This is a genomic window from Pseudomonas sp. P39-UII1 (assembly GCF_039672635.1).
Taxonomy (GTDB): Bacteria; Pseudomonadota; Gammaproteobacteria; order Pseudomonadales; family Pseudomonadaceae; genus Aquipseudomonas.
The window spans coordinates 1-1,002 of the sequence record NZ_JBDFPP010000055.1 but is presented as its reverse complement, the minus strand read 5'-3'; the positions used below and the strand labels follow the sequence as shown (position 1 = coordinate 1,002).

Annotated in this window: 1 protein-coding gene; it reads left to right on the top strand. The window is 62.8% G+C overall.

Annotated features, from left to right (window positions below; translation table 11 throughout):
- A partial coding sequence (locus ABEH27_RS25675) for an immunoglobulin-like domain-containing protein (RefSeq protein WP_346616247.1) occupies positions 1 to 1,002 on the top strand: 1,002 nt, incomplete at both ends.

The window sequence follows — 1,002 nt, the reverse complement described above, 5'->3', positions numbered from 1 at the left end:
GCTCGGTCAACTTCACCGCGCCGAACAACGTTTACAACACCAACGCTCCGCTGACCAACAGCATCAGCAAGGTCGAAGGCGGCAATTACGAGCAGCTCGAAACCGCAGGTAACCCGACTACTACCGTGACCGACGGTCCTGACACCCAGGCCACCACGGACCTGGTGCTGAGTGCCACCGGCGATGTCGCTGAAGGCGGCCAGATCGTCTACACCGCCACGCTGAGCAACCCAGCCGGCACGGCAATGACTGTGACCCTGAGCAACGGCGCGACCATCGCTATCGCCGCCGGCCAAACTGTCGGTCAAGTCACCGTCGCTGCGCCGGCCGATGACGTCTACAAGGACGCCGGCCAGGTCAAAGTGAGTGTCACCGGCACCACCGGTGGCGACTTCGAGAATCTGGCCGTTAATCCAGCCGAAGCCGTCACCAACGTCAGCGATACCATCGATACGTCGACCGTCACCCTGACCGCCACTCCAAGCGTGGTCGAGGGCGGCACCGTGGTGTACACCGCCTCGGTGTCGGCACCTGTGACTGGTTCGCCGCTGGTTGTGACCTTGGCCAACGGCCAGAGCATCACCATCGGCGTCGGCGAGTCGTCCGGTTCGGTCAACTTCACCGCGCCGAACAACGTCTACAACACCAACGCTCCGCTGACCAACAGCATCAGCAAGGTTGAAGGCGGTAACTACGAGCAGCTCGACACTGCAGGTAATCCGACCACCACGGTTACCGACAGCCCAGCGACCCAAGCCACTACGAACCTGGTGCTGAGCGCCACCGGCGATGTCGCCGAAGGCGGCCAGATCGTCTACACCGCCACGCTGAGCAATCCAGCCGGTACGGCAATGACCGTGACCTTGAGCAACGGTGCGACCATCAACATCGCCGCCGGTCAAACGACTGGCCAGGTAACGGTCGCCGCACCGGCCGATGACGTCTACAAAGACGCCGGCCAGGTCAAAGTAAGTGTCACCGGCACCACCGGTGGCGACTTCG